We start from the raw sequence: 25,334 nt of genomic DNA, 5'->3' as shown, positions 1-25,334 counted from the left end.
TTTTCACTCTTTATTTAGATGATTGTTTTGAATCAGATAATCGCGGTACCAGCGATGACGCAAAGCGATTGTGCTGTAATACCGGCATCTGGTTACGAATAGTTTTCAAACCTGTGGTTTCGATTTTGACTTTTAAGGCTGAAACCGCATCTGGATTCTGCCCAATGATTTTACCCCAGGCATCGACCGCCATGGTGTGGCCCCAGGTACGGCGGGTTGCGCCATGACGCCCCACCTGTGCCGCTGCCAGTATCACGCACTGGTTTTCAATTGCCCGGGCACGCAATAAAATCTCCCAGTGAGCTTCACCGGTCACTTTAGTAAAGGCCGCCGGGACTGAAATAATCTCGGCTCCCTGCGCCCGTAAAGCTTGGAACAAACCAGGGAAACGCAAATCATAACAAACCGTCATGCCAAGGCGACCTACCGGCGTATCAACCACAGTAAGGTGTTCACCCGGCTGATAGGTATCAGACTCACGATAACGGCCATGCACATCGTTAATATCCACATCAAACATATGAATTTTATCGTAACGGGCTTTAAGCTCGCCTTGAGAGTCAAACAGCAAGCTACTGGTGGTGATAAGATCCGGTGACTCACGGCTTATCATCGGCATAGATCCCACTTGAATCCAGACACCATACTTACGCGCCATCTCGCGAACTTCTTGCTGTAATGGCCCGTCATTGTGTTGCTCGGCATGATGACGATATGAGGCTGCATTGGCAAATAGCAATGCATTTTCCGGCGTCATAACCAGTTGAATGCCTGAGTTTAACTGTTTGATCTGCTGCTCAATTTGAGCCAGATTGTCACGGGTATTTTCACCGCTGCATAACTGTAATAATGCAACATTGGCATTTTTCATGGCGCCTTACTCTCCTTTAGTTGGCGTAACACTTCATGGATAGTCGGTTGATCCAAGCTGCCGGTAATCTGGTAACGAATCAGCGAAATCTTGCTCCATAACGGCCCTAAAATCTTCGAGGCCGCAAATACTGCCGCCCCAACCACCGGGTTAATCGCAAAAGCAGTTGCAACACCAACAGTGGCAGAAATCTCTGGGGTAATGACCGCTTCCATAGCTATTTGACGTTTCGCCAAATCAACATTCCCGCTCATGGCGATATCAGCCGCCAGCCCATCAACTACTAAGTCATTGGTATGCATCACGCCATTTTTGATATTGGCGGTACCGCGAATAGAATCAAACGCAAAGTCACGACTAAACGTATCACTAAAATCAAGCTGGAGCTTACGTAATAGTGCGTCAAAACTCACCAGACGCAATAACTGACCCGCGCGGCCGCCACCAAGATCGGTCAGTTGACCTCGGCCCAATCTATTCTTTAACGTGCCATTCAGGGTATTAATCTGCGGTTGCCACGGAACCCCGCGCCAATTGACGTCAGCATTGATATCAAACGAGGCCCCCTTTATCGGCGTCGTCAAACCAAAGAACGAAATAGTTTCATCAATTTTTGGCCCACTCAGCGCTACATTGAGCGATGTTTTGTCACCTGAACTGTCTTGCTGCCACTGCCCGCTAATTTTCGCTCGCCCGTTACCTGCTTCGATTAGCCCATTGGTCAGTGCCAGAATATCGCCTTTCGGGGTCAAATCCGCATTAACTCGCCCGACACTCTGCCCGAGAATCCAACAATCCTTACAGCGCAGTTGCAGGGCTGGCCAGTCATGGAAGCGGATATTACTAATGCTTTGTGGCTCCTGCAATGCCGCTTGCGCCAGTGGGTCTTTCTTTTCACTTCCCGTCCACTGCGGGTTGTAATAAAGATAATCAATATCGGCATGCCACGGCCCATTTGCCGCCATAAGCAGACGGCCATCCACTTCCTGGCCTTGTGCCGTGATTTTCGTCCCAGAGGGTAACGGATCGACCTGCAAGGTCAGATTGTGCCAAGCCTGGCCGCCCACCAAGAGCTGAGGTGTCTGCAATATCAGTCGCTTAGGAAGAATGATATTGGACTGGCCGCCCTTGATTGCGGGTTGATCTGATGCAGTAAAGGGTGCACTGACCGCCGCAAACTCCGCCCCCAACAAGGCCAGCCAGCGCTCACCATCGAGGTTAGGCAATTTGAGCACCAAACCTTTATCATCTGGCAATGGCGGCGCTTTTTTACTGTCTATTTTCAAAATGGCGGCGCTCTGCCAGATAGCGCGCGCCAACTCCACTTGCTGTTTTTGCATCAACCATTGGCTATTAAAAACGTTATGACTGCCCGCACTGCCCGACAAGGTAAAACTCTCGAGACCACCGACTGCTTGTACCTGTAGTGGTAACGGCTGACCACTTGGTTTATCTAGCGGTGGTGGTAAGTGACTACTCACTTTCTTAAGATCGGCAGTCACATCAATTTTGTAGTCCGGCTTACCATTTTTAGGCAATTGCACCACGACTTTACCTTGCCAATTGGCGCTGCCACTCAGTAACTTCGCCACATCGCTCGGTACGCCCGGCAACTTGGCGGGTAGCCAATCGCCGTGCAGCCCAACATTCACCAAGAAGTTCTTTGGCTGCTCTTCGGTCGTAAAATCAACGGTTAACGGCTGCCCAAACCAGTTGGCTGATAAAGTATCACTTTCAAGATTACCGTCATTGAAACGGAATTTACCGCTGATATTCTCCAGTTGGCTTTGCAACGGCTTTACCAACAGGCTGTTATTTTTCAATGTAACTTCACCGCTGGCATGAGTAATGCGGTTTTCTTCCAAGGGGATATCCAGATGTAAGCGCCCACTAACATTACCTCCCACCTGTAACTCTTCCAGCGTTTCCGCTACCGAATCGTTGAGTGGAGTTTTGGTAAAGTAGTCATGGACGTCACGCCCTTCACCGGCGACTTCAGCATCAACATAGAGTTTTTCTTTCAGATAGTCCGGAATGATAGCGCTGATATTGCTACCGGTAACTTTACCCAGCATGGCATGAGGCGCATTCATCCACAGGCCTTCATTGAGAAAATCGAGGTCGATGGCTAAATTATCTAACGCGGGCCAATCTGGCTGGAACTGGAAGGTCGCGTTACGCAGCGGAACATAAACCTGGAACTGGCCCTCTTTATGTTTATAGGGGAAATCGTGAGGATTGCCGTTGTAAATCAGCGTGGCGTTATCTACCTGCCCTCCGTGCAATGCCTCAGTCAGGTAATCAGCCAGCTTTCCACCCATTAAGGGTACCGGGAAGTAACGCCAGGCATCTGCCGCATCATACAAACGGATACCACTTAGAATTTTAAGCCACGGCTGACCCGTGTCTGGCTGCATATAACGGAAACTGCCATTGGCCCACAATGATTTAGCCCTGACATCCAGTTGATCACTCCACAACTCCCAGCCGTTATCATCAACCTGCCAGTTCACCGTACCGCTAGCCTGACTGACCTCTAGCGGCGCACGGAACATATCGCCATAAGGTAATGTGCTGTTTTTCAAGTTGATATCCAGCCGCCCAAGCTCGGCGGAGCCACTGAGTGAACCAGCAAAATTATTCACGCCCGGCACCCTATCCCAATGCTGCCAACTGATATCGTGCCATTTCGCCTGAAAACGGGTCTTTTGCGGCTGGCTGATAGGAATATCCAAAGCCAAAGCATCGACGATCCCTTGAGGCCGCAAATCAGCTAAGTGATTCATAAGCTCGGGGGTCAACAGTGACAAAGTGGGTAATAGCGGCCCGACTCGCTCTAACTGAATATTCGTGGCACGAATGCGTAACTCTTGAGATTGGTCTGGCCCAATAAATTGGGTGTTTTCCGGTAACCACAGCGCAGATAAATGCCCTTTTGGCCAAGGTTGCCCATCGGTTTTCAGACTCAATTCCGGCGCATCAATTTGCCAACCATTGCCATGGCGGCTGCCTTCCAACACCAAGTTATCTACTGCTAACTGATGAGATTCCCCTTCCACCGTCCAATTGGCTTGCCCCTGACGGAGCAATACATTGCCGCTGTAGATTTCACCACTTTTGATACTCAACCACGCCGCCAAACTGAACTCAGCACTCTCCAGCCCGGTATTGGTGTGTAGCCAACGGCTAATCCAGGGTTTTACATCAATATTATCGGCCTGCATATAAACAGTACCGTTACTTAAAATCCCCTGATTATCATGCAGATCCATCCGCACCATTAGCACACCATGCTGACCATTAATGGTCGACAGGCTGATTTGCCCTTCAGCACGATGCCGACTGGAGGAATTAAGCCAGGTAAGTTGTGGAATCTCTAATTCGGCGCGTGGGCCAGACGGGGTAAGGAACGAAATACGGCTGTTGCGTAGATCAAAGTGATCTAACTGACGTAAGAAAATATCAGTGATAGTGCTGGCTTCAAAGCTGTTGCCATTGCTCTGCTGCCTATCTAACGTGGTATGGAGATCCAACTGCAACTGATAGAAAGTCATGTCACGGAATTGCCAACGGCGGTGCAACAATGACTGCCATACATCAAGCGCCAGAGTCACACGTTGCACTTGCCAGTCAGCTTTCGGCAATTTAGCGCGAATATCACGCAATTCCAATGTCGGGCCAAAGGTTTCCCACGTCCCTTGCATGAACCCCACTTCCAGTGGAATACCGCTGATGGACTGAATCTTGGCCACGATTTGTGGACGATAATCGTTGATAAGAGGCAACATCATGCGCAGCCCACTGACCAACAGTGCAACCACAACAATTATTGTGGCGCCTGTCGCAAACATTATCCTGGGCAGTCGCCTCACACTTCTCTCCTTGCCATCCGCTGCAAGCTGTAAGACCGGGGGGCTCTTACATCATCACCACATCAAATTGTTCTTGGTTATACAGTGGCTCAATCTGAACTTTCACTTGCTTACCAACGAAGATTTCCACTTCAGCCAGTGCATGAGATTCTTCACCTTTCAGCGCTTCCCCCACCGCTGGAGAAGCATAAACCAGGAAACGGTCAGAATCATAAGCATGGTGAACACGGACAATTTCGCGCAAGATCTCGTAGCACACGGTTTCTACCGATTTGACCGTGCCACGGCCACGGCAGGTAGGGCACTCATTGCATAATACATGCTCGATGCTCTCTCGCGTCCGCTTACGAGTCATCTCTACTAAGCCTAGCTGAGAGAAACCGCTAATACTGGTTTTTACTCGATCTTTAGTCAGTGCTTGTTCCAGTGAATGAAGGACTCGCCGACGATGCTCTTCGTTACTCATGTCAATGAAATCAATAATGATAATTCCACCCAGGTTGCGCAGCCGTAACTGGCGCGCGATAGCTTGAGTAGCCTCAATATTGGTATTGAAAATGGTCTCATCAAGATTACGATGACCGACAAAAGCACCAGTATTGATATCCACGGTGGTCATGGCTTCGGTCTGGTCAATAATCAGGTAACCGCCTGATTTTAACTCAACTTTACGCTCTAATGATCGCTGTATTTCATTCTCGACATCATAGAGGTCAAAAATGGGTTGCTTACCCGCATACAGCTCCAGTTTTTCGGTCATTTCTGGAATATATTCACTGGTAAATTCCACCAGCAAATCATAGGTCAATTTGGAGTCGACGCGGATTTTATCTAATGCCGCACCAGCAAAATCACGCAGTACACGTTGTGCCAGCGCCATTTCACCGTACAACTTATATTTAGTGATATTACGTTTTTTACGCTCCTGAACCTTCGTCCATAAACGTTTGAGGAAAGCGGCATCAGCGGCCAGCTCTTCTTCACCAATTCCTTCCGCGGCGGTACGGATAATAAAACCACCTTGCTCGTCGCAATACTCTGCCACGGTTTTTTTCAGGCGCTCGCGTTCAGCTTCACTTTCAATACGCTGGGAAACACCAACATGGGCAGCACCTGGCATAAGCACCAGATAGCGGGAAGGTAGGGTAATATCGGTGGTCAAACGTGCGCCTTTAGTGCCAAGCGGGTCTTTCACCACCTGCACCATGAGATCCTGCCCCTGACGAACCAGTTCAGCAATATCACGCACATTGAAATTTTTCTGCTCATCCCCAGCCACACATTCGGTGTGGGGCATGATATCGGAAGCATGAAGGAATGCGGCCTTATCCAGACCTATATCAACAAAGGCCGCCTGCATCCCCGGTAAAACCCGGCTAACACGACCTTTGTAAATATTACCGACGATCCCTCTTTTAGCTTCTCGTTCGATGTGTATTTCTTGCAGGATGCCGCCATCAATATAGGCAACCCGCGTTTCAGACGGTGTAATATTGACCAGTAATTCAGCTGTCATGACTTCCTCTCACATTACGTAGCGCAATGAAATTACTTAGTAATTCATGGGTTTCAACCAACGGCAAACCCACCACAGCATGATAACTGCCGGTGATGGATCTGACGAAACAACCACCTTTCCCCTGAATACCGTAAGCGCCCGCTTTGTCCATGGGTTCACCGGTAGCAATATAGTCACTGATTTCCAACTGAGATAACACGCGAAATGTCACATCTGTCACAACCATGGCAGATAACATATTTTTTCGGTCAGCGAGAGACACGGCAGTGATCACTTGATGCTGCTGCCCAGACAATGCACTCAGAATTTGCTGTGCATGCGCTTTATCCCGTGGTTTTTCTAATACTTGCCCATTTAACACCACAATGGTATCTGCACCGAGTACCGGCAAATCCTGTGGTGCGACACTCACCCCTGCCCGTGCTTTGTCCTGTGCTAAACGCTGGACATATTGTTGTGCACTTTCCTCGGCTCTGCGCTGCTCTTCAACTTCTGTTTTCAGTACCTCGAAAGGGACATCAAGCAGGGTCAGTAATTCACGGCGGCGCGGAGAGCCAGAGGCGAGGTACAGGGCGGTCATGAGTCTTAAGTCCTTATTGCACCGTAAATTGACGGCGAATCTTACGCATTAACAAAAATAGCCAAGGCCACAGAATACCGTTGACCACACTACTCCAGAACACTTCGGGGCGGAATGAGACATTACTGACTAAAAACTCAGACCAAAACACCACGACATCCATCGTCAGTGACAACAGCATCACAATTAGCGCCTGCTGCCACAAGGCCATATTGCGAAATAGCTGAAACTTAAACGCGACCAGATAAGCAATAATACTCAGTGCCAGCGCCCGCACGCCGAGAGTGGAACCCAAAATAAGGTCCATAATCAGCCCGAGAGTAAAACCGGTCCCTACATTCACGCGGTGCGGTAATGCCATAACCCAATAGATTAAGACTAATGCTAGCCATGAAGGCCGGAACATATATATCTGTTCAGGCCACGGCATGATTTGCAACACCATCGCAATCAGGAAAGATAACCAGATAACCCAACGGCCATTGCTGCTGTAACGGTTCATGGTGAGACTCCCGGAGCAGTCACTGCTGTTGGTGCCGTTGCTGCTGGCGGTGCCGGAGGGCCCATGGCATCTGCGGCCGGTAATACTTGCGACATCATGGGAGCCAAACGCTCATTTGCGACGCGGCGAACTTCATCGGGTGGCAATGGAATATCCCCATTACGATCCGCACCCCACAATAACAGCAGGTAGCGTAAGCGCTGTAAATCAGCGGTCGGGCGCGCTTGAATCACAGTATAGGCTCGCTGGTTGTCAACTTTAACGGAAGAAACCACAGCTACCGGATAGCCCTCAGGGAAACGGCCACCCAAACCGGACGTCACTAATACATCACCAACACGAATATCTGTATTGCTAGGCAAGTGCTCTAATAATAAATCATCGGTGCAACCACTACCGGCGGCAATCACCCGAATATCATTTCGTAGAACCTGAATAGGAAGCGCGTGGGAGGTATCACAGATCAATAATACGCGGCTGGTGAGTTTACTCACCGCAACAACCTGGCCTACGACACCACGGTCACTAATAACCGGTTGGCCTTCGTACACCCCATTGTTAGAACCTTTGTCGATAACTACTTGGTCACTATAGGGATCTGTCCCACTGGACATCACCTGCGTCACCATTTTTTGTTCATCCTGACGTAACGGAGAGCCGAGCAATTCACGTAAGCGGTTATTTTCCTGCTTAAATTGCCCCAACAACTGTAGATCAGTATTTTTTAGCAATAGCTCCTGGCGCAACGCACGATTTTCCAGCTCCAACTGTTGGTGGGTAGCCAGAGTTTCAGAAACGTTGTCGAGAACTTTGCGTGGCCCATTGGCCAGAAAATAGAAAGGGCTAACGGCGGTGTCCATATAGGTACGTATTTTAACAAATGTACCCAATCGGCTATCCGCAATAACCAAAACAATGGCTGCAAGAACGGCAAAGAACAACCGCAGTTGCAGGGATGGACCCCGGCTAAAAATCGGCTTCATAAATTTTGCGTATTCCTCGACGACAAAAAAAGAAGCACTTGACCTGATGCGTACAAAATACGGTTATCCGATCAAGCCCTCTTCTTTTGTTTTGGCTGACTATTCTTCGCTGAACAAATCGCCGCCATGCATGTCGATCATTTCCAACGCTTTACCACCGCCGCGAGCGACGCAGGTCAATGGATCTTCTGCTACCACCACCGGGATACCTGTTTCTTCCATCAGCAAGCGATCCAGGTTACGCAGCAATGCGCCACCACCGGTCAACACCATACCGCGTTCAGAGATATCAGATGCCAGTTCTGGCGGGCACTGTTCCAGCGCAACCATGACTGCACTAACAATACCCGTTAGCGGCTCTTGCAGCGCCTCAAGGATCTCATTGGAATTAAGAGTGAAGCCACGTGGTACACCTTCTGCAAGGTTACGACCGCGAACTTCAATTTCCAGAACTTCATCACCAGGGTAAGCAGAACCGATGCTGTGCTTGATACGTTCAGCCGTTGCTTCACCAATCAGGGAACCGTAGTTACGGCGCACATAATTAATGATGGCTTCATCAAAGCGGTCACCACCGATACGTACGGAAGAAGAATAAACCACACCGTTCAGAGAGATAACGGCCACTTCTGTGGTGCCGCCACCAATATCCACAACCATTGAGCCGGTTGCTTCAGAAACCGGTAAGCCTGCGCCAATTGCCGCAGCCATAGGTTCTTCAATCAGAAACACTTCACGGGCGCCTGCGCCCTGAGCAGATTCACGGATCGCACGGCGCTCAACCTGAGTTGCCCCGACCGGTACGCACACCAATACACGCGGACTTGGGCGCATAAAGCTGTTGCTGTGAACTTGCTTAATAAAGTGTTGCAGCATTTTTTCAGTGACAAAGAAGTCGGCGATAACACCATCTTTCATCGGACGAATTGCTGCGATATTGCCTGGGGTGCGCCCAAGCATCTGTTTGGCATCATGGCCCACAGCCGCAACGCTCTTCGGGGAACCGGCACGATCCTGGCGAATAGCAACCACTGAAGGTTCATTCAGTACAATGCCTTGTCCTTTAACATATATAAGGGTATTGGCGGTACCCAAGTCGATGGACAAGTCGTTGGAAAACATGCCACGAAATTTCTTAAACATAACGAAAGGATAATCCTGCAAGCTGGGGGCGGAAAATAAAATCCGCCTACTTTACCAACCACACGAAGCAGCGACAAGGCGCAAAAACGTCCTGATTCGGTGAAAAAGTAGCTGCGTTATTGACATCTCGTTCCATCACGAACCCATGTTGTTTGAAAAGGTTGAATAAACCTTCGGCACAACGCAGATTCTGCGCAACGACCGGCGTAACACAGCACATAAAATCTAACATTTAACCTGATTCTCGTCGGAAGTAAGCACCCACCAACGATTTACGGAAATGACTGGCACATTCTACGTTAATTTTTGCTCAACGATCAGGCTAAACATGGCCCTAATACGAATATTTTTTCTTTCCAGGGTTTAAAAGCGTTGGCGGAGCAAAAAAATTGCCCTGTCCACCGTAAACACCTTTCTCCTTCAGCGTTTGCCATTCTTGACGAGTAAGAACTTCTGCCGCAAAAACTTTTGCACGCGTTCCCGCGCAAGCACCGGTTAGGCTCTCGACAAACAACTGATTTTCATAACGTAAATTAATACTTCTAACTAATCCCGGATGAAGTTTTATCATTTCAACCCGAAGAGACTTAATATATGACGTACTGACCACCGTCAATCCGGCCTGCGACACCATGACCTTACAACCCACACCCAGCAATAAACGCATCATCGGGCGGATTTGGCTGATATATTGACACACATCTGCCTCTGCAAGTTCAAAGATAATTCGCTCTCTATCTGATTTTCTACATTGCAACAGCGTATCCCGCAGCCAGCGCTGGAAAGGACGCTGCAATAATGAATCAACGCTGATAGAAAATGCCAGAGTTTCATCCGGCCATAAAGCTAATAAAGGAATTATCCGATCAATTTTCTGGCGGTCATAGCGCTCACCCAAACCGAACAATTGCACCAGAGGGGTAAATTCAGCGGCGCGCAATTCTTGTTCGCCATCATAAATGCGGCTAATTATTTCTCGGTGGTGAATTTTACCGTCAACAGTAACAACCGGTTTCTGATAAAGCCGAGGGCCACCATTAGCCAGCGTTTGTTCTAATAAAGTGCGCCATTTGACACTACCACGGCCTTTTTCTGCTACGCGGGTATCATAGACATACCAGCCGTTACCCCCATACATCGCCGCATTTTTGGTCGCTTGTCCAGCATTATCCATTATCTGCTCAGCGGAATCGCCATTGCGGTACGCCACAATGCCAATATGCAGCAGTGACTCACGGTCAATAATTTGTGGTGCAGGCAATGCCCCAAGCGCATGCACCAATTGCGCAGCGATAACATCGGCGTCTTTTAGCGTTTTATGGGGGAGTAAAATCGCGATATCACTGTGATGATAACGAGCCAATAACGCAGAGGGATGCCGGGTAACAAAAGTCGAAAGTAGGTTAATCAGCGAATGCATCAGTTCTTGCACTTTCTGGTGATCATCCGTTTCAATTAAGCTGTCAAAGTCCGGTAACTGCACCATCATTACCACACCATGAGCACCAGGCTCTTCCAATTGAGTCGTTAACTGATTATCAAAAAACTGGCGGTTACTGAAGCCGGTTTTGGCATCCTGTGCGGCAAAAGTACGAATCAATGTATCAACGCGATTACGCTCTTCTCTTACTTCTATCAGCTCAGCCAATAGATGGTCTATAGCACGGCTGGCACAAGGCGGCCATTCGTGGCCGTCACTATTAATGGCGTGCTCACGTTCGCCATTCAGGATCCGCTTAGCCCGCCACTCAAGTTTTTCCTGACCTGCGGTCTGTTCACGCAACCAACGGAAACTCAGCAACAGCGTTATCGCAATAATCACCACCGCCAACGATAAAATAGCGGCGGCGTAAAGGGAGCGGGCATAGCTGTTTAAGGGGTCAATATAAGTGAAATGCATTGAGGCCCCCGGCTGATGCAACATAGGAACAACCAAGCTACGGTGGTGGTTTTGACTGTTCCAGGGGGCATAAATGGCAGGGAGTTTTAGTTGGTACAACGTACTGTTTTCATTCTGAACGCTAACTTCCAGCACACCTAGCGTTCGCATCATGATCGGTAGCCATTCGCGTTCTTTATCAGCAGGTTGTAACAGCAATGACTGATCATAAGCTGTCACAATACTCTGGAGGCGGTGCTCCATTTTTTTCTGGCATAAGTAAAAGAAACTTGCCGTGCTACCCAGTAGCACTAAGCACATCGCCAATACGACCAACAAGGTCATAAATACAGAAAGTTTGGTTGTAAATCGCATCCTTTAACCTTGCGAAGCGCAATTCAATGAAAAAATGCCTCAGTTCCTTCGAGAAAAATACTATATGTCAGAATGCCGACATAATACTGGTTTTTTACTTCATAATGCGACCAGAACACAATAACTCAGCCTTTTTCCCTGAACTTTGGCTAATCCTCTTTCAAGAATAGTCACGGACGAAATCAACCACCTGATTTTTGTTCTTGATCAGGCTTGAAGGTTGATGTTGTCGCTATATTGGCTCACTCTTAAATCATTCTTTTTCTGTTTTTCTGGAGTGCCATATGCGAGCGCTTGTACTTGAGCAAACTGAAGGTCGTACTACCGCAGAAGTGCGTGAAATATCCCCTTCACAGTTGCCAGCCGGTAATGTCACGGTTGATGTCAATTGGTCCAGCCTGAATTATAAGGATGCACTGGCTATCACGGGCAAAGGAAAGATTATTCGTGAATTCCCGATGGTGCCAGGCATCGATTTTGCGGGCACCGTTCACAGCAGCGAAGATCCACGTTTTCATGTCGGTCAATCGGTTTTATTGACCGGTTGGGGCGTGGGTGAAAATCATTGGGGCGGTTTGGCAGAACAGGCTCGCGTCAATGGCGACTGGCTGGTTCCTATGCCTGAAGGCTTGGAACCACGTAAGGCCATGATTATTGGTACCGCTGGTTTTACCGCGATGCTGTGCGTCATGGCGCTAGAGGAAGGTGGCGTGACGCCTGAAAGCGGCGAAGTGGTCGTCACTGGCGCCAGCGGTGGTGTGGGCAGCACCGCAATCGCTTTACTTGCCGCACTGGGTTACAAAATCGCCGCCATTTCGGGCCGAGACAGCAACAGTGAATACCTGAAAAGCCTGGGTGCTCATCGGGTGCTATCGCGCAATGATTATCTTGATGCTTCGCGCCCACTGGAAAAACAATTATGGGCCGGTGCGATTGATACCGTTGGCGACAAATTACTGGCTAAAGTGCTGGCGCAGATGAATTACAACGGCACCGTAGCCGCTTGTGGTTTGGCCGGTGGCTATTCACTCCCAACGACTGTGATGCCATTTATTTTGCGCAATGTGCGGTTACAAGGGGTGGACTCAGTGATGACACCACAACATCGTCGCCTGCAAGCCTGGCAACGTCTACAGAAAATCTTGCCTGAAAGCTTCTATCAGCAAGCCTCGCAAGCCATCACCCTTGCCGATGCCCCGACTATCGCTGCTCGACTGTTGGCGAACGAAATCACCGGTAGAACCCTGGTGAAAGTACGCTGATCCCGCGTCGCCGGAGGCTCATACCTCCGGCCTATTATCTGTATTGTAATGATTTTCAAATTTCTCTCTGCTCCTCTAGCACTTATCCCTATAAGCCGCCATGATTAATGTCAATAAGGTTGGTATGTCTACCCTGTTTGACGGAGTCATTTTATGCGCAACTTTTTATCCCATTCCCTGCGTAATGCTGCCATATCGCGCAAACTGACCGAAGCTGATGTGACACCAGAAAGTGTTTTTTATCAGCGCCGCAAGGTATTGCAAGCATTGGGAATCACTGCTGCCACACTGGCATTGCCCACATCGGCTCAGGCTGATTTGCTAGCATGGTTTAAAGGAAATGGCCGCCCCAAAGCCCCTTCTGGCAAGCCACTGGATTTCACCAAATCAACGGTTTACCACCCAGACCTGGCGCTAACGCCGGAAGATAAAGTTACCGGTTACAATAACTTCTATGAATTCGGCTTGGATAAGGCTGACCCTGCGGCCAATGCCGGAACACTGAAAACCGAAGGTTGGCAGATAAAAATCGACGGTGACGTCGCCAAACCCATGACACTCGATATTGATGACCTGATAAAACGCTTCCCACTCGAAGAACGCATTTACCGTATGCGCTGTGTTGAAGCCTGGTCAATGGTGGTGCCGTGGATTGGTTTTGAATTAGGCAAATTACTGAAACTGGTTGAGCCCACCAGTAATGCTCGCTACGTCGCATTTCAAACACTTTATGCGCCGGATCAGATGCCGGGGCAGGAAGATCGCTTTATTGGCGGTGGCCTGAAATACCCTTATGTCGAAGGATTACGCTTGGATGAGGCCATGAACCCACTGGCCTTTATGACCTTGGGTGTTTATGGCAAAGCCCTGCCACCACAAAATGGCGCGCCACTGCGTCTCATCACCCCATGGAAATACGGCTTTAAAGGGATAAAATCTATCGTTCATATTCGCCTGACTAATGAGCAGCCTCCGACGACCTGGAACCTGAGTGCGCCCAATGAATATGGCTTTTATGCCAATGTGAACCCACATGTCGATCATCCGCGCTGGTCGCAAGCAACCGAACGCTTTATTGGCTCTGGCGGTATTCTTGATGTTCAGCGCCAACCAACACTGTTGTTTAACGGCTATGCCGATCAGGTAGCTTCACTCTATCGTGGCCTGGATCTACGGAAAAATTTCTAATGCGGCTTACTTTACGACAAATCAAGTGGCTCAAGGTGGCTATCTGGCTGGCCGCCGCACTGCCGTTTCTATGGCTAATTTTATCGGTAGATCAAGGCTGGTTCAGTGCTGATCCCGCCAAAGACATTCAACACTTTACCGGCCGCATGACACTGAAATTGTTACTGGCGACATTGTTGGTCACGCCGCTGGCGCGCTATGGCAAACAACCGCTACTGATCCGCTGTCGCCGGTTGTTGGGTTTATGGTGTTTTGCCTGGGGAACCTTGCACTTAGTCAGCTACTCGGTATTGGAACTTGGGCTGAGTAATATTGGCCTGCTAGGACGTGAACTGGTGACCCGCCCTTACCTGACGTTGGGCATAATCAGTTGGCTGTTGTTACTGTCACTGGCTGTGACATCCACCTTATGGGCACAACGAAAAATGGGAGCCAACTGGCAAAAATTGCATAATTTGGTGTATGTTGTCGCCATTCTTGCACCAATTCATTATCTTTGGTCGGTGAAAACCCTATCGCCACTCCCCATTATTTACGCAGTGACGGCAGCGATATTATTGGCGTTACGTTATAAAAAATTTCGGCAATGGTGCCGCTAAAAATCTGAATTTTTCATCGGCCATTATCTTTTTTTATTGAATATCTTCGCTGATAAGACCAGTATTTAGCTGCTAATTGCTACGATATCATTATAATGCCCGACCTTAGTACCGATCGCAGTGTCAAATTCATCGTAAAAAGGTGACAAATCGGTGACATCAGGTTATTTTTTACGATGATGTACTAATTGCCGGAGATACCAGCACAATGTCGGATAAGTTTCACATTTTGCTTCTGAATGGCCCTAACTTGAATCTGCTTGGAACCCGTGAACCGGAAAAATACGGTTACACAACATTGACTGAGATTGTCAGTCAGTTAGAGGCTCAAGCTCAGGGAATGGATGTGGTGCTATCCCACTTGCAGTCAAATGCAGAGCATGTGCTGATCGATAGAATTCACCAGGCTCGGGGTAATACCGACTTTATCCTGATCAATCCAGCAGCGTTTACACACACCAGTGTTGCACTGCGCGATGCGCTGTTAGGTGTGCAGATCCCGTTTATCGAGATTCACTTATCTAACGTGCATGCCCGGGAGCCTTTCCGTCATCATTCATATCTCTCTGATATCGCGGTTGGCGTAATCTGTGGACTTGGCGCAGATGGCTACAACTTTGCTTTACAGGCAGCGGTAAATCGCTTGTCAAAATCCAACTAGACCCGAAATAATTCGAGTTGCAGGTAGGCGGCAACTGAGCGAATCCCCATAAGCTTACATAAGTAAGTGACTGGGGTGAACGAAGGCAGTCAACACACATGCAACCTGAAGTATGATGGGTATAATTGCAACACACAAAGAGTACGGAATCACACTCATGGATATTCGTAAGATTAAGAAACTGATCGAACTGGTTGAAGAGTCCGGCATTTCAGAGCTGGAAATCTCAGAAGGCGAAGAGTCAGTACGTATCAGTCGTGCTCCCGCCGCACCAAACTACCCAATGATGCAACAGCCATATGCTTTTGCTGCACCACAGCAACAGCCAGCGCTGGCCGCAGCCGTTGCTCCAGCACCTGCTGAAGCCGCAGCACCAGCAGCCATCAGTGGCCATATCGTGCGCTCCCCAATGGTCGGTACGTTCTACCGCACCCCGAGCCCGGATGCTAAAGCCTTCATTGAAGTAGGTCAGAAAGTTTCTGTTGGTGACACTCTTTGCATCGTTGAAGCGATGAAAATGATGAACCAAATCGAAGCAGATAAATCCGGTACTGTAAAAGCCATTCTGGTTGAAAACGGTCAACCGGTTGAATTCGACGAGCCTCTTGTCGTCATCGAGTAACGAGGCGTTCCATGCTTGATAAAATCGTAATCGCTAACCGCGGTGAGATTGCGCTACGTATCCTGCGAGCTTGTAAAGAGCTGGGGATCAAAACTGTTGCAGTTCACTCTGTTGCGGATCGTGATCTTAAACACGTGTTATTGGCTGACGAGACTGTTTGTATCGGTCCCGCACCTTCTGTTAAAAGCTATCTGAACATTCCAGCGATCATTTCTGCTGCTGAGATCACCGGCGCGGTGGCTATTCACCCCGGCTATGGTTTCCTGTCTGAAAATGCTGATTTCGCAGAGCAGGTAGAACGTTCAGGTTTCATCTTCATCGGCCCACGCGCCGAAACCATTCGCCTGATGGGTGACAAGGTTTCTGCAATAAATGCCATGAAGAAAGCCGGTGTACCTTGCGTACCAGGCTCTGATGGCCCACTGGATGACGACACTGCCAAGAACAAAGCCTTTGCCAAACGAATCGGTTATCCGGTCATTATCAAGGCATCAGGTGGTGGTGGTGGTCGTGGTATGCGAGTGGTGCGCCATGACAAAGATCTTGAGCAATCCATTAACATGACCCGTGCGGAAGCCAAAGCGGCTTTCAATAACGACATGGTTTACATGGAAAAATACCTGGAAAACCCACGCCATATCGAAATTCAGATTTTGGCTGACGGTCAAGGTAATGCTATCTATCTGGCTGAGCGCGACTGTTCTATGCAGCGCCGCCACCAGAAAGTGGTTGAAGAGGCACCAGCACCAGGTATCACCAGCGAAATGCGCCGTCATATCGGTGAGCGCTGTGCGAAAGCCTGTGTGGAAATCGGCTATCGTGGCGCGGGGACTTTCGAGTTCTTGTATGAAAACGGCGAGTTCTATTTCATCGAAATGAACACCCGTATTCAGGTTGAACACCCGGTTACCGAAATGATTACCGGTGTCGATTTGATCAAAGAACAGCTGCGTATCGCAGCGGGCCAACCTCTCTCCATCAAACAAGATGAAGTGAAAGTGCATGGCCACGCCGTGGAATGTCGTATCAACGCCGAAGACCCAAATACCTTCCTGCCGAGTCCGGGTAAAATTACCCGTTTCCATGCGCCGGGCGGTTTTGGTGTGCGTTGGGAGTCTCATATTTATGCCGGCTATACTGTGCCGCCATATTATGACTCCATGATCGGCAAGCTGATTACTTACGGTGAAAACCGTGATGTTGCTATTGCCCGCATGAAGAATGCGTTAGCAGAACTCATTATCGATGGCATCAAGACCAACGTTGAGTTACAGCAACGCATCATGAACGACGAAAACTTCCAGCACGGTGGCACCAATATCCACTATCTGGAGAAAAAACTCGGGTTGCAAGAAACCTAATATTTCGCCTTTCATGAGTTTTACCTTTTATATCAGGGCCGGTTAATCATCGGCCTTTTTCTTTTTAAACTTTGTTTATGCTTTTATACCCAAGTCATTGGCGTTGTAGCAAAGCGGCAATCTAATGAAATCCGATAAGTTAATTCGGGTATGTGAGAGCAGCTAACAACACTGTAGTGCCAAGTACCAAGGGTATGGGGAAAAGACATGGATACAAGATTTCTACAAGCCAATAAAGAAGCACGCTGGGCCTTTGGCTTAACGTTGGCTTATCTGGCTGGGTGGATAATAACAGCGTATTTACCGGGCAACATTGCCGGGATAAGCGGTCTACCGGCCTGGTTTGAAGCCGCCTGTATTGCACTGCCACTGCTGTTTATTGTGCTGTGCTGGTTAATGGTACGCATCATATTTCGTGATATCCCATTGGAGGACGACAATGCAAACTGATGTCGTCCTACCATTAGTGGGCTATCTGGCCATGGTATTTGGCTTATCAGTTTATGCTTATACCCGCCGCAAAACTGGGAATTTCCTTAACGAATACTTCATCGGCAACCGCTCGATGGGGGGATTCGTACTGGCAATGACCCTAACCGCCACTTATATCAGTGCCAGCTCATTTATCGGCGGGCCGGGGGCTGCTTATAAATATGGCCTTGGCTGGGTGCTGTTGGCCATGATTCAATTGCCAGCGGTGTGGTTGTCACTGGGCGTATTAGGCAAGAAATTCGCCATTCTGGCGCGCCGTTATAATGCTGTAACCCTCAACGACATGTTGTATGCCCGCTATCAGAGCCGCTTATTGGTATGGCTTGCCAGCCTCAGCTTACTGGTGGCATTTGTCGGCGCCATGACAGTACAATTTATCGGCGGCGCTCGCTTACTGGAAACAGCAGCGGGTATCCCTTATGACACCGGTTTACTAATTTTCGGTATCAGCATCGCGCTATATACCTCTTTTGGTGGTTTCCGCGCCAGTGTACTTAACGACGCCATGCAAGGACTGGTGATGTTAGTCGGCACTATTTTGCTGCTGGTGGCGGTTATCCATGCCGCAGGTGGGCTACATAAAGCCGTCGAAACCCTACAGCATATTGATCCCGCACTGGTTTCTCCGCAGGGTGGCGATCAGATCCTCGATCTGCCGTTTATGGCATCATTTTGGATCCTGGTGTGCTTTGGGGTTATTGGCCTACCACATACCGCCGTACGCTGTATTTCGTACCGTGATAGTAAAGCGGTGCATCGCGGCATTATCCTCGGCACCATTGTGGTGGCAATCTTGATGTTCGGTATGCATTTGGCTGGCGCATTAGGCCGGGCAGTGTTGCCGGACCTGAAGATCCCGGATCAAGTGATCCCGACACTGATGATAACTGTGCTGCCCCCCTTTGCTGCTGGGATCTTTCTGGCGGCACCGATGGCGGCGATTATGTCGACCATCAATGCCCAGTTGCTGCAATCCTCTGCCACCATCGTGAAAGATTTATACCTCAATCTGTGGCCGGAGGAACTGAAGAATGAGCGTAAACTGACACGTATATCCAGTATGTCGACACTGATACTCGGGCTATTACTGCTGCTTGCTGCCTGGCGTCCGCCAGAAATGATTATCTGGCTGAATCTATTAGCCTTTGGCGGCCTGGAAGCCGTATTCCTCTGGCCACTGGTATTAGGGTTGTACTGGGAGCGCGCCAATGCTCATGGTGCCCTTAGCTCAATGATCGTCGGTGCGATATGCTATACAGTTCTGGCCAGTTTCGACATTAAGATTGCTGGTTTGCATCCGATAGTGCCCTCTCTGGTGCTTAACCTGCTGGCGTTTTATATCGGTAATCGGTTTGGCGATAGGGCGCGAGCGCGGCAGCCCATCATCGCCAGCACGGAATAGAATCGCTATTTACCGCTATTATTTACCGAAACCTTATTGATAAAAACCGCTCCAGGAACGCAAGTTGCGGATCGGTTTTGGAAGAGAAAAGCTATGCCTTGGATCCAACTAAAATTAAACACCACCGGCAATCAGGCCGAATCCCTTGGGGACGCGCTAATCGAAAGTGGCGCAGTATCCGTAACTTTTCAGGATACCCACGATAACCCAGTATTTGAACCGCTGCCCGGTGAAACCCGCCTGTGGGGCGATACCGATGTCATCGGTCTGTATGATGCAGAAACCGATATGGCAGAAGTCATTGCCATGCTGGAACATCACCCGCAGATCGGTAAAGGTTTCATCCATAAAATTGAGCAGTTAGAAGATAAAGATTGGGAACGCGAATGGATGGATAACTTCCATCCGATGCGTTTTGGCGAGCGTTTGTGGATCTGTCCGAGCTGGCGCGATGTGCCCGACCCTACTGCCGTTAATGTGATGCTTGACCCCGGTTTAGCATTTGGTACCGGCACCCACCCGACTACCGCATTGTGTCTGCAATGGCTCGATGGCCTCAACCTGACGGGGAAAACGGTTATCGACTTCGGTTGTGGCTCTGGCATCCTGGCGATAGCGGCGCTAAAACTCGGTGCAGCGCGCGCTATTGGCATTGATATCGATCCGCAGGCCATTCAGGCCAGCCGTGATAACGCGCAACGTAATGGCGTTTCAGAGCGTCTGGAGCTGTATCTCGCCAAAGATCAGCCAGCCGATTTATCTGCTGACGTGGTGGTCGCCAATATTCTGGCAGGCCCATTACGCGAACTCGCGCCGCTGATTAGTGTCTTGCCGGTTGCGGGTGGCCATCTTGGCTTGTCAGGTGTGTTGGCTACGCAGGCGGCGGGGGTCGCACAGGCTTACGAGGATAAATTCACTCTCGACCCGGTGGCAGAGAAAGAAGAGTGGTGCCGCATCACCGGTATCAAGAAGTAATACTGCCAGCAAATTATTGGTGTTACAGCTTACATTCAGTATTGTGACGCCAATGCTGTGACACCAAATTAGTTGTGACGCCAAATTCGAAGAATAGCGCTAGCATTTCCCTGCATTAGGCCGCAATCCATCAAGCATTATTTTTAACTGAAATGAGATGTCTGACTCATTTATATCTGTTCTTTATCATTGGTTTGATGAATAAATCAGCACTTTCGACCACAATGATGCTACGTCTGTAGTCGATAATTATGTTGTTTAGTAGAAAATACTTAAGCGCACAAATTAACCATATTAACCTAACATCATGTTATATATGGATTAATAATTAACTAACTCAGATTGGCTCGCCATTTATTGCTCTTTTTTCATCAATTGGTCAAAGTTTGGCCTTTCATCTGAGCGCAAAAATGCGTAATATACGCGCCCTTACGGACACAGTGTGGTCATTCTTTGTCTATGCGTATTGGACACATCCAGCTTACAAATTGCCTGATTGCCGCCCCGATGGCTGGTATAACAGACCGCCCCTTCAGAGCGCTATGTCACGGCATGGGGGCTGGGATGACTGTATCTGAAATGCTCTCCTCTAACCCAGAGGTATGGCGGACGGATAAGTCGCGTTTGCGCATGGTTCATAGCGATGAGCCAGGAATTCGTACCGTGCAGATTGCAGGTAACGACCCGGATGAGATGGCAGCAGCCGCCAAAATCAATGTGGCGAATGGTGCACAAATCATCGACATCAATATGGGATGTCCGGCCAAGAAAGTGAACCGCAAACTGGCAGGATCTGCATTATTGCAACATCCTGATCTGGTCAAACAGATCCTCTCCGCAGTGGTTAATGCGGTAGATGTGCCGGTAACGTTGAAGATCCGGACTGGTTGGTCTGCCGAACACCGTAACTGTATAGAAATTGCCCAACTGGCTGAAAATTGTGGTATACAGGCCCTGACGATTCATGGCCGAACCCGTTCTTGCCTGTTTAATGGCGAGGCGGAATACGACAGTATTCGATCAGTTAAGCAGATTGTTTCCATTCCCGTTATCGCGAATGGCGACATCACTGACCCGCATAAAGCCAGAGCGGTGCTCGACTACACTGGGGCTGATGCCCTGATGATAGGACGTGCCGCTCAGGGAAGACCTTGGATCTTCCGGGAAATCCAGCATTACCTGGACACTGGGGAGCTGCTGCCACCGATGCCACTTGGCGAAGTGCAGCGCTTGTTGAACGGGCATATACGGGAATTGCACGACTTTTATGGTCCAGGCAAGGGATTTCGTATTGCACGTAAGCACGTCTCTTGGTATCTCCAGGAGCACGCCCCTAACGACCAGTTTCGGCGCACATTCAACGCCATTGAGGATGCCAGCGAACAGCTGGAGGCGTTGGAGGCATATTTCGAAAATCTTGCGTAAACAGAAAAAAGAGCTGACAGAACTATGTTCGAACAACGCGTAAATTCTGACGTACTGACCGTTGCAACCGTAAACTCACAAGATCAGGTGACTCAAAAGCCTTTGCGTGACTCGGTTAAACAAGCACTGAAGAACTATTTTGCTCAACTGAATGGTCAGGATGTAAGTGACCTGTATGAGTTGGTACTGGCTGAAGTTGAACAGCCATTGTTGGACATGGTGATGCAATACACCCGTGGCAACCAAACCCGCGCTGCCCTGATGATGGGCATCAACCGTGGCACGCTGCGTAAGAAATTGAAAAAATACGGCATGAACTGATACTAGTCAGTTAAAGTGTTGTTTAAAAAGGCGTACTCCACACGGAGCGCGCCTTTTTTATTAGGTCATATTCAGGCAACTTCCACTCGATTGCGCCCGTGCTGCTTCGCGCGATATAGCGCTTCATCAGCCCGTTTCAGGGTATCTTCTGGCATTCCTTCTCCATTCCAGAACGCCACACCCAATGAAATCGTGATAGGTCGAATGTCTGCCATCACCATCATTTCTACATTGTGCCGTAACCGCCTGGCGACCTGGGTGGCAACCTCAGGCACCGTGCCGGGTAACAACATCAGAAACTCTTCACCACCACTGCGACACAGGATATCGCTGTCACGTGAACTTTCGCGGATTTGTATCGCCAATTGCTTGATAACCTCATCACCGACGTCATGACCATAAGAGTCATTAATCTCTTTAAAGTGATCAATATCCAATGCAATAACAGAAAAATGCTGCCCGAGCTGCGCGATAGGCTCAAGTGTTGTCGCCAGACCACGCCGGTTATACAGGCCGGTCATAGGATCAGTTTGGGCCTCAAACCTCAATTTACCGATTTTCTTTTGCAACAGACTGATACCTATCAGCAATGCCCGTTTGAGCTGAGTCGATTCGAAATACCATGAGGGAATCTCTTTAATGCTGCTGGCAATATCTGGCTTATCCATATCATTAGCACTACCTGCCAGTAGCCACAGTGGGCGAGCGATTAAGCGGGATAACAACCAAACCCCCAATAAGGTCAGTAGTGCCAGTGGCGCTATGTGGCCCAAGCCTTTGAGCATCAGTCCTTCCAGAGGTTTCAAAGTGGATGACTCTGGCCGCAAGGTAATAATTTCCCAACCTGACGGCTCCACAACGGCGTAACCCGCCAACATCGACTCACCGTTGGTACTAGTCACCATCAAGCTGCCATTGTCAGTTTTTTTGACAGCCTCGGTAATCGGCTTCGGCTCCAGTATTTCGCCAATACGGTTAACATCCCGGTGATACAGAATGCGCCGATCACGGTCGAGCACCACAATGTAAGAACCATCGCGATAGTAATGCTCACCCAATAATTCATTTAAAATACTTTGCTTACGCAGATAAATTGTCCCACCTATATAGCCGCGATAGCGTCCATCTGGCGTGATGATAGGTGACGATATATTGATAACCAGATTATTGGCTGCTGACACATAGGGTTTACTGATAAGCGGACGCCGGACTTTGAGCGCTTCCGCCGATCCTGGCGAGGTCAAAGTATGGCCCAAGAGTTGCAAGCTATCTGGCGATGTAGCACGGACAATGCCGTGCGCATCCGTTATCACTACCGAATTAAAACTGTCTGTTTGGTATTTGAGCCGTGCGGTTTCTGCTTGCAGAACGGCCTGATCATCAAAATGCTTAGCGGCAATCATGCTGCTGTAATGAAGCTGCTTTTGCGCGCTTCGCACAAAAATTTCAGCGCTGGACGCCAGTTTAGTGGCATAAACACGGTTAGCTTCCAGTGTGTTATCAATCAACAACTGCCGTTGAACCCGATAACTGGCATAGAAGCTATTTGCCAGTGTCACAAAGGCACTCATCACAGCCAGAATAAGGATTAAGCGACCTAAGTCGAGGCGGAAAATCTTGGTTGAAATCATCGAGCGTAACAAGACAACATTCCTGAAGAGGTTAATCGGCGATATTGGGTATTGACGTTAACATGAAAAGTAAGCGGGAACTCGCCTATGTGAGCATCTGCTCATTATTTATCTCCTCAAATGCATCGTTATCACGCTATAGTCATTATTAACAGTTATCTATACCCTAAATAATTCGAGTTGCAGGAAGGCGGCCAACGCACATGCAGTTTGAAGTATGACGGGGATATGGCTTTGGTGATTGTTAGCTAACGTCTGACTTGCACTGATAATTAGGGGTTCATGATGAATAAACTAGTCATTGTTGTCGCACTCGCGGCAACCGTATTAAGTGGATGTGCCAACAACCGAACGGCATCTGGTGATACTTTCACTGCTTCTCAGGCACGGCAAGTACAGACTGTGACTTACGGTACGGTGGTCTCAGCGCGGCCAGTCACCATTCAGGGTGGTGATAAGAATAATGTCGCTGGTGCCATTGGTGGGGCCGTGGTGGGTGGCTTCCTGGGTAATACTATCGGCGGTGGCCGTGGTAATAGCCTGGCGACAGCGGGCGGTGTCGTTGCTGGCGGTATGGCGGGTCAGGGCGTACAAAGCGCAATGAACCGCAGTGAAGGTGTCCAACTGGAAATCCGTCGCGATGATGGCAGCAGCATCGTTGTCGTACAGGCGCAGGGGCCAACCCGCTTCAGCGCAGGTCAACGCGTGATCATTGCCAGTGATCGCAGCGGTACCGTGACAGTTTCACCTCGTTAAATTCAAATACCGGGGGTATTCCCCCGGTACTTAACGGCCTAATGCAAAAAAAATCGCAGTTTTTTTATTGGCCTAATTGACTGTTTAGTCACATTAAATTAGCCAGTTTCATGTATATCCAGCTAAAAAAACCATTGATATTAGTTATGGGAGTCGAATATTAGGTTGCCACGAGTAATGTGTTGTGGTTAAATAGCGTCATCGGTTTGGAACACAGACCTTATGAAAGCAGTTTTAGTAAAGCAGTCCTCAGTTCAAGCGTTATCCATAGATATCCCTTCTCCGTGAGTCTCCTCCTAAGTGCCCAATAAGTTACCCTCTGAAAAACAGACCACGTTCGCTACGCTATTGTGGCAAAAATAATTGAAGGAAGTATCTCTATGTCTAATAAAATGACTGGTTTAGTAAAATGGTTTGACGCTGGTAAAGGTTTTGGTTTCATTACGCCTGCTGACGGCAGCAAAGATGTGTTCGTTCACTTCTCTGCTATCCAGAGCAATGATTTCAAAACCCTGGATGAAGGTCAAAAAGTTGAGTTCTCTATCGAGAACGGCGCTAAAGGCCCATCAGCGGTAAACGTAGTCGCCCTGTAATTCAGTGTGATTAGGGGAGCAGGCTGCCAATAGCGATGACGGCCAGACCCGAGCAGTGCAACCGCTCCCCCAGTAAATTAAGTAAAAGTAAGTAGTACCCGGTTGACAGTAACATTTATGCAAGCAGTTTTAGTAAAGCAGTTCCCCGTATTAGCGTTATCAGACAGATACCTCTTCTCCGCGAAATTCCTTCTAAGTGCCCCATAAGTTGTGCCCAAGCCTATTCGCTCGCCTATGGCGGCAATCAAAAATAATTGAAGGAAGTATCTCTATGTCTAATAAAATGACTGGTTTAGTAAAATGGTTTGACGCTGGTAAAGGT

Annotated in this window: 22 protein-coding genes; 13 read left to right on the top strand and 9 right to left on the bottom strand. The window is 48.9% G+C overall.

From position 1 onward, the window contains the following. Nucleotides 1-10: 10 nt before the first annotated feature. The 8 genes from nit1 to csrD all read right to left on the bottom strand — a co-directional run bounded on the left by nit1 (nucleotide 11) and on the right by csrD (nucleotide 11,724). Complete coding sequence (gene nit1 / locus QSV56_RS18285; protein ID WP_019080079.1) at nucleotides 11-871, bottom strand: deaminated glutathione amidase; 861 nt, start codon at nucleotides 869-871, stop codon at nucleotides 11-13. Next, nucleotides 868-4,743: an AsmA2 domain-containing protein YhdP gene (yhdP, locus tag QSV56_RS18280; RefSeq protein ID WP_301213208.1), complete on the bottom strand. Its 3,876-nt coding sequence runs from the start codon at nucleotides 4,741-4,743 to the stop codon at nucleotides 868-870. The genes nit1 and yhdP overlap by 4 nt, the downstream gene beginning before the upstream one ends. 46 nt (nucleotides 4,744-4,789) lie before the next feature. After that, nucleotides 4,790-6,259 carry a ribonuclease G gene (gene rng, locus QSV56_RS18275; RefSeq protein WP_005174333.1) on the bottom strand — a complete coding sequence of 490 codons (1,470 nt, stop codon included), beginning with the start codon at nucleotides 6,257-6,259 and terminating at the stop codon, nucleotides 4,790-4,792. Then, the gene (locus tag QSV56_RS18270) at nucleotides 6,249-6,842 is read right to left on the bottom strand and encodes a nucleoside triphosphate pyrophosphatase (protein WP_046050124.1); all 594 of its coding nucleotides are present in this window, start codon (nucleotides 6,840-6,842) and stop codon (nucleotides 6,249-6,251) included. Before QSV56_RS18270 ends, rng begins: the two co-directional genes overlap by 11 nt. Nucleotides 6,843-6,855: 13 nt before the next feature. After that, the gene (gene mreD, locus QSV56_RS18265) at nucleotides 6,856-7,344 is read right to left on the bottom strand and encodes a rod shape-determining protein MreD (RefSeq protein ID WP_019080082.1); all 489 of its coding nucleotides are present in this window, start codon (nucleotides 7,342-7,344) and stop codon (nucleotides 6,856-6,858) included. Continuing rightward, nucleotides 7,341-8,327, bottom strand: a complete 987-nt coding sequence (gene mreC, locus QSV56_RS18260) for a rod shape-determining protein MreC (RefSeq protein WP_005163136.1) — start codon at nucleotides 8,325-8,327, stop codon at nucleotides 7,341-7,343. The genes mreD and mreC overlap by 4 nt, the downstream gene beginning before the upstream one ends. Nucleotides 8,328-8,426: 99 nt before the next feature. Beyond that, nucleotides 8,427-9,470, bottom strand: a complete 1,044-nt coding sequence (mreB, locus tag QSV56_RS18255) for a rod shape-determining protein MreB (RefSeq protein ID WP_002228205.1) — start codon at nucleotides 9,468-9,470, stop codon at nucleotides 8,427-8,429. 334 nt (nucleotides 9,471-9,804) lie between these two features. Next, nucleotides 9,805-11,724: an RNase E specificity factor CsrD gene (csrD, locus tag QSV56_RS18250; RefSeq protein WP_019082211.1), complete on the bottom strand. Its 1,920-nt coding sequence runs from the start codon at nucleotides 11,722-11,724 to the stop codon at nucleotides 9,805-9,807. Nucleotides 11,725-12,008: 284 nt separating this feature from the next. Here csrD and QSV56_RS18245 point away from each other — a divergent pair, with 284 nt between their 5' ends. From QSV56_RS18245 to fis, 11 genes are all read left to right on the top strand, one after another. Next, entirely contained in the window at nucleotides 12,009-12,986 is a 978-nt protein-coding gene (locus QSV56_RS18245) for an MDR family oxidoreductase (protein ID WP_046050122.1), read from the top strand. 153 nt (nucleotides 12,987-13,139) lie between these two features. Beyond that, complete coding sequence (gene msrP / locus QSV56_RS18240; protein WP_019080085.1) at nucleotides 13,140-14,174, top strand: protein-methionine-sulfoxide reductase catalytic subunit MsrP; 1,035 nt, start codon at nucleotides 13,140-13,142, stop codon at nucleotides 14,172-14,174. Then, nucleotides 14,174-14,773, top strand: coding sequence for a protein-methionine-sulfoxide reductase heme-binding subunit MsrQ (msrQ, locus tag QSV56_RS18235; RefSeq protein ID WP_005174342.1), 600 nt, complete (start codon nucleotides 14,174-14,176; stop codon nucleotides 14,771-14,773). Before msrP ends, msrQ begins: the two co-directional genes overlap by 1 nt. Before the next feature lie 208 nt (nucleotides 14,774-14,981). Then, a complete protein-coding gene (gene aroQ / locus QSV56_RS18230) occupies nucleotides 14,982-15,434 on the top strand; it encodes a type II 3-dehydroquinate dehydratase (protein ID WP_005174343.1) in 453 nt (150 codons plus the stop codon). Between the two features lie 157 nt (nucleotides 15,435-15,591). Then, nucleotides 15,592-16,056 carry an acetyl-CoA carboxylase biotin carboxyl carrier protein gene (gene accB, locus QSV56_RS18225; protein ID WP_005163113.1) on the top strand — a complete coding sequence of 155 codons (465 nt, stop codon included), beginning with the start codon at nucleotides 15,592-15,594 and terminating at the stop codon, nucleotides 16,054-16,056. Between the two features lie 11 nt (nucleotides 16,057-16,067). After that, nucleotides 16,068-17,417, top strand: a complete 1,350-nt coding sequence (accC, locus tag QSV56_RS18220) for an acetyl-CoA carboxylase biotin carboxylase subunit (protein ID WP_004392390.1) — start codon at nucleotides 16,068-16,070, stop codon at nucleotides 17,415-17,417. A gap of 207 nt (nucleotides 17,418-17,624) precedes the next feature. After that, entirely contained in the window at nucleotides 17,625-17,867 is a 243-nt protein-coding gene (locus QSV56_RS18215; RefSeq protein ID WP_019080086.1) for a YhdT family protein, read from the top strand. Beyond that, the gene (gene panF, locus QSV56_RS18210; protein WP_019080087.1) at nucleotides 17,857-19,311 is read left to right on the top strand and encodes a sodium/pantothenate symporter; all 1,455 of its coding nucleotides are present in this window, start codon (nucleotides 17,857-17,859) and stop codon (nucleotides 19,309-19,311) included. The genes QSV56_RS18215 and panF overlap by 11 nt, the downstream gene beginning before the upstream one ends. A 93-nt stretch (nucleotides 19,312-19,404) precedes the next feature. Next, on the top strand, nucleotides 19,405-20,286 hold the full coding sequence (prmA, locus tag QSV56_RS18205; protein WP_046050121.1) for a 50S ribosomal protein L11 methyltransferase: 882 nt from the start codon (nucleotides 19,405-19,407) through the stop codon (nucleotides 20,284-20,286). Nucleotides 20,287-20,745: 459 nt separating this feature from the next. Further along, nucleotides 20,746-21,711 carry a tRNA dihydrouridine synthase DusB gene (gene dusB / locus QSV56_RS18200; RefSeq protein ID WP_019080089.1) on the top strand — a complete coding sequence of 322 codons (966 nt, stop codon included), beginning with the start codon at nucleotides 20,746-20,748 and terminating at the stop codon, nucleotides 21,709-21,711. A 24-nt stretch (nucleotides 21,712-21,735) separates the two neighbouring features. Beyond that, nucleotides 21,736-22,032, top strand: a complete 297-nt coding sequence (gene fis / locus QSV56_RS18195) for a DNA-binding transcriptional regulator Fis (protein ID WP_002210061.1) — start codon at nucleotides 21,736-21,738, stop codon at nucleotides 22,030-22,032. Between the two features lie 71 nt (nucleotides 22,033-22,103). Here the strand turns inward: fis and QSV56_RS18190 are convergent, their stop codons facing one another. After that, nucleotides 22,104-23,663 (bottom strand): sensor domain-containing diguanylate cyclase, encoded by a 1,560-nt coding sequence (locus QSV56_RS18190; protein ID WP_301213251.1) that lies wholly within the window; start codon nucleotides 23,661-23,663, stop codon nucleotides 22,104-22,106. 285 nt (nucleotides 23,664-23,948) lie between these two features. Here QSV56_RS18190 and QSV56_RS18185 point away from each other — a divergent pair, with 285 nt between their 5' ends. Further along, nucleotides 23,949-24,419, top strand: coding sequence for a glycine zipper 2TM domain-containing protein (locus tag QSV56_RS18185; RefSeq protein ID WP_019080091.1), 471 nt, complete (start codon nucleotides 23,949-23,951; stop codon nucleotides 24,417-24,419). A gap of 380 nt (nucleotides 24,420-24,799) precedes the next feature. Next, on the top strand, nucleotides 24,800-25,012 hold the full coding sequence (cspA, locus tag QSV56_RS18180; RefSeq protein WP_005163090.1) for an RNA chaperone/antiterminator CspA: 213 nt from the start codon (nucleotides 24,800-24,802) through the stop codon (nucleotides 25,010-25,012). Nucleotides 25,013-25,334: the final 322 nt, after the last annotated feature.

Source organism: Yersinia sp. 22-579 (genome assembly GCF_030433455.1).
Classification (GTDB): domain Bacteria; phylum Pseudomonadota; class Gammaproteobacteria; order Enterobacterales; family Enterobacteriaceae; genus Yersinia; species Yersinia enterocolitica.
This window is presented reverse-complemented; position numbering and strand designations above follow the sequence as displayed.

What these genes read in the sequence shown, in the direction of transcription:
- nit1 (WP_019080079.1), bottom strand. Translation starts at nt 871, where the DNA reads ATGAAAAATGCCAATGTTGCATTATTACAGTTATGCAGCGGTGAAAAT.
- rng (WP_005174333.1), bottom strand. Translation starts at nt 6,259, where the DNA reads ATGACAGCTGAATTACTGGTCAATATTACACCGTCTGAAACGCGGGTT.
- QSV56_RS18270 (WP_046050124.1), bottom strand. Translation starts at nt 6,842, where the DNA reads ATGACCGCCCTGTACCTCGCCTCTGGCTCTCCGCGCCGCCGTGAATTA.
- mreD (WP_019080082.1), bottom strand. Translation starts at nt 7,344, where the DNA reads ATGAACCGTTACAGCAGCAATGGCCGTTGGGTTATCTGGTTATCTTTC.
- mreC (WP_005163136.1), bottom strand. Translation starts at nt 8,327, where the DNA reads ATGAAGCCGATTTTTAGCCGGGGTCCATCCCTGCAACTGCGGTTGTTC.
- mreB (WP_002228205.1), bottom strand. Translation starts at nt 9,470, where the DNA reads ATGTTTAAGAAATTTCGTGGCATGTTTTCCAACGACTTGTCCATCGAC.
- csrD (WP_019082211.1), bottom strand. Translation starts at nt 11,724, where the DNA reads ATGCGATTTACAACCAAACTTTCTGTATTTATGACCTTGTTGGTCGTA.
- QSV56_RS18245 (WP_046050122.1), top strand. Translation starts at nt 12,009, where the DNA reads ATGCGAGCGCTTGTACTTGAGCAAACTGAAGGTCGTACTACCGCAGAA.
- msrP (WP_019080085.1), top strand. Translation starts at nt 13,140, where the DNA reads ATGCGCAACTTTTTATCCCATTCCCTGCGTAATGCTGCCATATCGCGC.
- msrQ (WP_005174342.1), top strand. Translation starts at nt 14,174, where the DNA reads ATGCGGCTTACTTTACGACAAATCAAGTGGCTCAAGGTGGCTATCTGG.
- aroQ (WP_005174343.1), top strand. Translation starts at nt 14,982, where the DNA reads ATGTCGGATAAGTTTCACATTTTGCTTCTGAATGGCCCTAACTTGAAT.
- accB (WP_005163113.1), top strand. Translation starts at nt 15,592, where the DNA reads ATGGATATTCGTAAGATTAAGAAACTGATCGAACTGGTTGAAGAGTCC.
- accC (WP_004392390.1), top strand. Translation starts at nt 16,068, where the DNA reads ATGCTTGATAAAATCGTAATCGCTAACCGCGGTGAGATTGCGCTACGT.
- QSV56_RS18215 (WP_019080086.1), top strand. Translation starts at nt 17,625, where the DNA reads ATGGATACAAGATTTCTACAAGCCAATAAAGAAGCACGCTGGGCCTTT.
- panF (WP_019080087.1), top strand. Translation starts at nt 17,857, where the DNA reads ATGCAAACTGATGTCGTCCTACCATTAGTGGGCTATCTGGCCATGGTA.
- prmA (WP_046050121.1), top strand. Translation starts at nt 19,405, where the DNA reads ATGCCTTGGATCCAACTAAAATTAAACACCACCGGCAATCAGGCCGAA.
- dusB (WP_019080089.1), top strand. Translation starts at nt 20,746, where the DNA reads ATGCGTATTGGACACATCCAGCTTACAAATTGCCTGATTGCCGCCCCG.
- fis (WP_002210061.1), top strand. Translation starts at nt 21,736, where the DNA reads ATGTTCGAACAACGCGTAAATTCTGACGTACTGACCGTTGCAACCGTA.
- QSV56_RS18190 (WP_301213251.1), bottom strand. Translation starts at nt 23,663, where the DNA reads ATGATTTCAACCAAGATTTTCCGCCTCGACTTAGGTCGCTTAATCCTT.
- QSV56_RS18185 (WP_019080091.1), top strand. Translation starts at nt 23,949, where the DNA reads ATGAATAAACTAGTCATTGTTGTCGCACTCGCGGCAACCGTATTAAGT.
- cspA (WP_005163090.1), top strand. Translation starts at nt 24,800, where the DNA reads ATGTCTAATAAAATGACTGGTTTAGTAAAATGGTTTGACGCTGGTAAA.